4 protein-coding genes and 1 pseudogene are annotated in these 4,815 nt (G+C 68.1%); 2 read left to right on the top strand and 3 right to left on the bottom strand.

Annotation, left to right across the window (positions count from 1 at the left end; all coding sequences use genetic code 11):
• Positions 1 to 760: WS/DGAT domain-containing protein (locus APY03_RS43385; protein WP_232324183.1), on the top strand; the 760-nt coding region annotated here is incomplete at its 5' end.
• A 40-nt stretch (positions 761 to 800) separates the two neighbouring features.
• Here APY03_RS43385 and APY03_RS07150 read toward each other — a convergent pair.
• Positions 801 to 1,781 carry an LLM class flavin-dependent oxidoreductase gene (locus APY03_RS07150; protein ID WP_068675308.1) on the bottom strand — a complete coding sequence of 327 codons (981 nt, stop codon included), beginning with the start codon at positions 1,779 to 1,781 and terminating at the stop codon, positions 801 to 803.
• A gap of 111 nt (positions 1,782 to 1,892) precedes the next feature.
• On the opposite strand from APY03_RS07150, the gene APY03_RS07145 reads away from it, so the two are divergent.
• Positions 1,893 to 2,357, top strand: coding sequence for an EVE domain-containing protein (locus tag APY03_RS07145; RefSeq protein WP_068675306.1), 465 nt, complete (start codon positions 1,893 to 1,895; stop codon positions 2,355 to 2,357).
• Between the two features lie 18 nt (positions 2,358 to 2,375).
• On the opposite strand, the pseudogene APY03_RS07140 reads toward APY03_RS07145, so the two are convergent.
• Positions 2,376 to 4,348: pseudogene (locus APY03_RS07140) on the bottom strand (polysaccharide biosynthesis protein).
• Positions 4,341 to 4,706, bottom strand: a complete 366-nt coding sequence (locus APY03_RS07135; RefSeq protein WP_068675304.1) for a VanZ family protein — start codon at positions 4,704 to 4,706, stop codon at positions 4,341 to 4,343. The pseudogene APY03_RS07140 and the gene APY03_RS07135 overlap by 8 nt, the downstream one beginning before the upstream one ends.
• Positions 4,707 to 4,815 lie beyond the last annotated feature (109 nt).

Here is a 4,815-nt window from a genome sequence, read left to right as displayed (position 1 = left end):
CTACCTGGCCGACTACGGCTGCAGGCCGGCCAAGCCGCTGATCGCGGGCGTGCCCGTGTCGCTGCGCAGCGAGGGCAACACCGACCTCAACAACCAGGTCTCGGTGATGCTGGTGAGCCTGGCCACGGACATCGCCGACCCGCTGGAGCGGCTGGCGGCCATCCACGCATCTTCGAGCGAGGGCAAGAAGCTCACCGGCAACGTCAAGGCCGCGATTCCGACCGACTTCCCCTCGCTGGGCGTGCCCTCCCTGATGTCGGGCCTGGCATCGCTCTACGGCCGATCGGGCCTGGCCGACAAGCTGCCGCCGGTCGCCAACGTGGCGATCTCCAACGTGCCCGGGCCGTCCTTTGCACTCTATTTCGCGGGGGCCAAGGTCGCGGCCTACTTCCCGGTTTCGATTCCTGGCCACGGGCTGGCGCTGAACATGACGGTGCAGAGCTACAACGGCGCGCTCGAGTTCGGCCTCACGGCGTGTCGCCGCGCGGTGCCGGATGTGGCAGACCTCGGGGACTACGTGCTGGCGGAGCACAGGAAGCTGTTCGGATTGATCGTGGGGAATGCGCAGGCTGCGGTTGCACCCACTGCCGTGCTGGTGGCTGCGCCGGCCGCTGCAGCTGTGCCGAAGCCTTCCCCGAAGAAGCGGGCAGCAGCGAAGGCAGCGGCAAAGAAAAAGGTGACAGCGAAAGCGGTGCGCACTGATGTGCCGAAGGCGCCGCGCAAGACCGTCGCCTCCAAGCGCGCAGCCGCGCTGAACTGACCTGCTCCGGGAACTGCTCGCGCTCGCCCGGGAGAGGAAGTCAATCCCGGAGCCCGGCGAGCATCTCGTAGGACTTCAAGCGCGCTTCGTGGTCGAACACCTGCGAGGTGATCATCAGCTCGTCCGCGCCGGTGCGCTCGATGAAGTCCTCCACCCCCGCCCGCACCGTCTCCTTCGATCCCACCGCCGCGCAGGACAGCACCGAATCGAGCAACGCGTTCTCGGCCGGCCCGATGCGCGCGCGATAGTTTTCCACCGGCGGCGGCAGGCGGCCGGGGCGGCCGCTGCGCAGGTTGACGAAGGCCTGCTGCCAGGAGCTCGCGCGGAATTCCGCCTCGTCGTCGGTCTCGGCGACGAACACGTTGAAGCCCAGCATCACATAGGGCTTGGCGAGCTGCCTGGAGGGCTTGAAGGTATCGCGGTAGATGCGAATGGCCTGCATCAGCTGCTGCGGCGCGAAATGCGATGCGAACGCATAGGGCAGGCCCAGGTGCGCCGCGAGCTGGGCGCCGAAGGTGCTCGAGCCGAGGATCCACACCGGCACTTCCAGCCCCGCGCCCGGCACGGCGCGCACCGCCTGCTGTGGCTCCTTGGACATGAAGTCCATCAGCTCGACCACGTCCTGGGGGAACTGGTCGGCATCGGATTGCAGGTCGCGCCGCAAGGCTCGCGCGGTGCGCTGGTCCGAGCCCGGCGCCCGCCCGAGGCCGAGGTCGATGCGGCCCGGGTACAGCGACTCCAGCGTGCCGAACTGCTCGGCAATCACCAGCGGAGAATGGTTGGGCAGCATCACGCCGCCGGCACCGATGCGGATGGTGGAGGTACCGGCGCCGATGTAGGCCAGCAGCACCGCCGTGGCCGCGCTCGCGATGCCCGGCATGCCGTGGTGCTCGGCCAGCCAGTAGCGCCGGTAACCCAGCTTCTCGCCGAGCTGCGCCAGGCCGAGGGAGTTGCGAAAGGACCGCGCGGCGTCGCTGCCTTCGGTGATCGGTGAAAGGTCGAGGATGGAGAAGGGCACCATGGTCGCGCATCATGGCGTGATCACGAAGATCGTGCTGGCGCAGGCCATTTGCGCATTCCCGGGTTCTGATAAAACGTCGTGCTGTTGCCATCCCGCGAAGCCGATGCCGCCATGTCCAAGTTCTGGTTGATGAAGTCCGAACCCGACGATTGCTCGATAGACGATGCGCTGGCCGCACCCGACGCCACCGTGCCCTGGACCGGCGTGCGCGGCTGGCAAGCGCGCAACCTCATGCGCAACGAGATGCAGGTCGACGACGGCGTGCTCTTCTACCACTCGAGCTGCCCGCAGCCGGGCATCGTGGGCATCGCGCGCGTCGCCTCCGGCACGCGGCCCGATCCGACGCAATTCGACCCTGAGTCGCCCTACTACGATCCGGCATCGAAGCCCGAGCATCCACGCTGGCTGCTGCTGGACGTGCAGGCGCTTCGCAAGACCCGGCTGCTGGGCTTGGCCGACATGCGCGCGACGCCCGAGCTGGCCGACATGGTGGTGCTGCGCCGGGGCAACCGCCTCTCGATCACGCCGGTCGACCCGGTGCATTGGCACCTGATCGTGGACAAGTTGCTGGCCTGAGCGCCGCCCGCGCTCCGCTCAAAGACCCACGACAGCGAGCTCGGCGCGCTGCTCGAGGTGGACCCAGTCCACCACCTCGCCGCGCGGCCGGTAGCCGAGCACCATCTGCTGCAACTGCTGCCGGATCGAAGGCGCGTCGTTGATCTCCAGGGCAGCCTTCAGCCGCTCCAGCTGCGGCGACAGCGCCCCCCATGTCAGGAAATCGTCGCGCGCCTTCAGAATCCTGGGGTGCGGCGTGGGCAGCGGGTTGTCTCCGATCAGCAGCTCTTCGTAGAGCTTCTCGCCGGGACGCAACCCGACCACCCGGATCTCGACGTCCCCGGCCGGGTTGTCGGCATCCCGCACCGTCATCCCCGAGAGCTCGACCATGCGGCGGGCAAGGTCCGCGATCCTGATCGGCTCGCCCATGTCCAGCACGAACACCTCGCCGCCATTCGCCATGGCACCCGCCTGGATGACCAATTGGGCCGCCTCCGGAATGGTCATGAAGTAGCGGGTGATGTCCAGGTGCGTCAGCGTGATGGGGCCGCCATTGCGGATCTGCCGTCGAAACAGCGGCACCACGGAGCCCGAGGAGTCCAGCACATTGCCGAAGCGCACCATCGAGAAGCGCGTGCCGTTGGGCCGGCGCGAAGCCTGCTCGGCCAGCGCCTGCAGCCCCATCTCGGCCAGGCGCTTGCTGCAGCCCATGATGTTGGTGGGCCTGACTGCCTTGTCGGTGCTGATGAGCACGAAATCGCGCACGCCGTGCGCGGCCGCTGCGCCTGCCGTGATCAGCGTGCCGAAAACATTGTTGCGAACCCCCTCGGCCGGGTTGTGCTCCACCAGCGGCACGTGCTTGTAGGCCGCGGCGTGGTAGACGGTGTGCGGATGCCAGGCCGCCATGATCTCGCGCATGCGGCGCGCATCCGCGACGGAGGCGAGCAGGGGCACGATCCGCGGCGCGTCCCCGCCCCTGCCTTCGAGTCCTTGCAGCAGTTCGCCATGGATGGTGTAGAGCGCAAACTCCGAGCGCTCCACGAGAAGCAGCGTCGCGGCATCGCCCTTGACGATCTGGCGGCACAGCTCGCTGCCGATGGAGCCGCCCGCCCCGGTCACCAGCACCACCTTGCCGCGAATGTTCTTGCCGAGCAGGAGAGGATGGGGCGCGACGGCGTTGCGCCCCAGCAGGTCTTCGACGTCCAGTTCACGCAGGTCGCTCACCTGGACCTTCCCCTGGGCGAGCTCCATCAGGCCCGGCAGCGTGCGTACCGATACCCTGGCCTGCCGCACCTGCTCCAGGATCTCGTGGCGCCGCTGGCGCGAGACCGAAGGGATCGCCAGGAAGATCTCGCTGACGCGCAGCGCCGACACCTGCGCCTTCAGCGTTGCGGGGTCATGGACCGGCAGGCCGTGGATCAGGCCGCCTTGGAGGCGCTTGTCGTCGTCGAGGAAGCCCAGCAAACGCAGCTCGCTGCTTGCCGACAGGGCCTGGGCGAGCTTGCGGCCGGCATCGCCGGCGCCGTATATCAGCACACGGGGAAGTTCCCTGCGGGTCAGCAGCCCTTGATAGAGATCCCGCCCAGCCAGCCGCGGGCAAGAAGACGCGAGGCGCTCACTGCCAACAGCAGCAGCAGCGGCTGGATCAGGCCGATGGTGCGCGGCACGCCCGGCACGCCGATCGCCGCAAACACCAGCCCGTAGGCCGCGGCGTAGATCGCCACTGCCTTCGTGACAGCCGCCACCGCTGGCCAGCCGCTGTAGCGGAAGATGGCGCGATACAGGCCGAACTTCACGAACAGCGGCAGTGCCAGCGACAGCGAGACCCCCACCGTCCACAGGTCGCGGCTGGACAGGACGACCCAGGTATCGAAGCGCAGCGACAGTGCGAGCCAGACCGTGAACACGCAGAGGACGGCGTCGATGCCCAGTACCAGCGCTCGCTTGACGGTGCGAGGCAGCGCCAGCAAGGGGGCCGCGGCCCTTGTCAGGAACTTCGAGCGCTCATTCATCGCTGGACCTCGAGACTACCCGCCGAGCGAGGAGCCACGCCATCACCTGGCCGAGAGCCCAGCCGGCGAAGAGGCCGAGCCCGTCTGCCAGCAGATCCCCCCACTCGGCAAAGCGGTCGGGCGTGAGCGATTGCAGCAGCTCGATCAGGGCGCCGTAACCCAGCAGGCCGCACACCAGGAGCAGCGTGCGACCGGGATAGGCCCAGCGGCCGAGCACCATCAGCATGGCGAAGCCGAGCATGTGGTTGCTCTTGTCCCAGCCGGTGGTGGGCATCTGGGGCACGGGGGGCATGAGGGACATCGCGAGGATCGCCAACGCGCACACCCAGAATGCCGAACGCAGCACGGTCGTACGCATGGTCAGGCACTCGCCTCGCGCAATACATGGTCGATCGCCGCGCAGGTCCTGGCGATCTCTGCCGAGGTCAACGTCGGATGCACCAGGAACATCAGGCTGGTCTCTCCGA

The sequence above is a fragment of the Variovorax sp. WDL1 genome (genome assembly GCF_001541225.1).
In the GTDB taxonomy this organism is placed as follows: domain Bacteria; phylum Pseudomonadota; class Gammaproteobacteria; order Burkholderiales; family Burkholderiaceae_C; genus Variovorax.
Note: the sequence above shows the minus strand (reverse complement) of the source record. Positions and strands in the feature narration are given on the sequence as shown.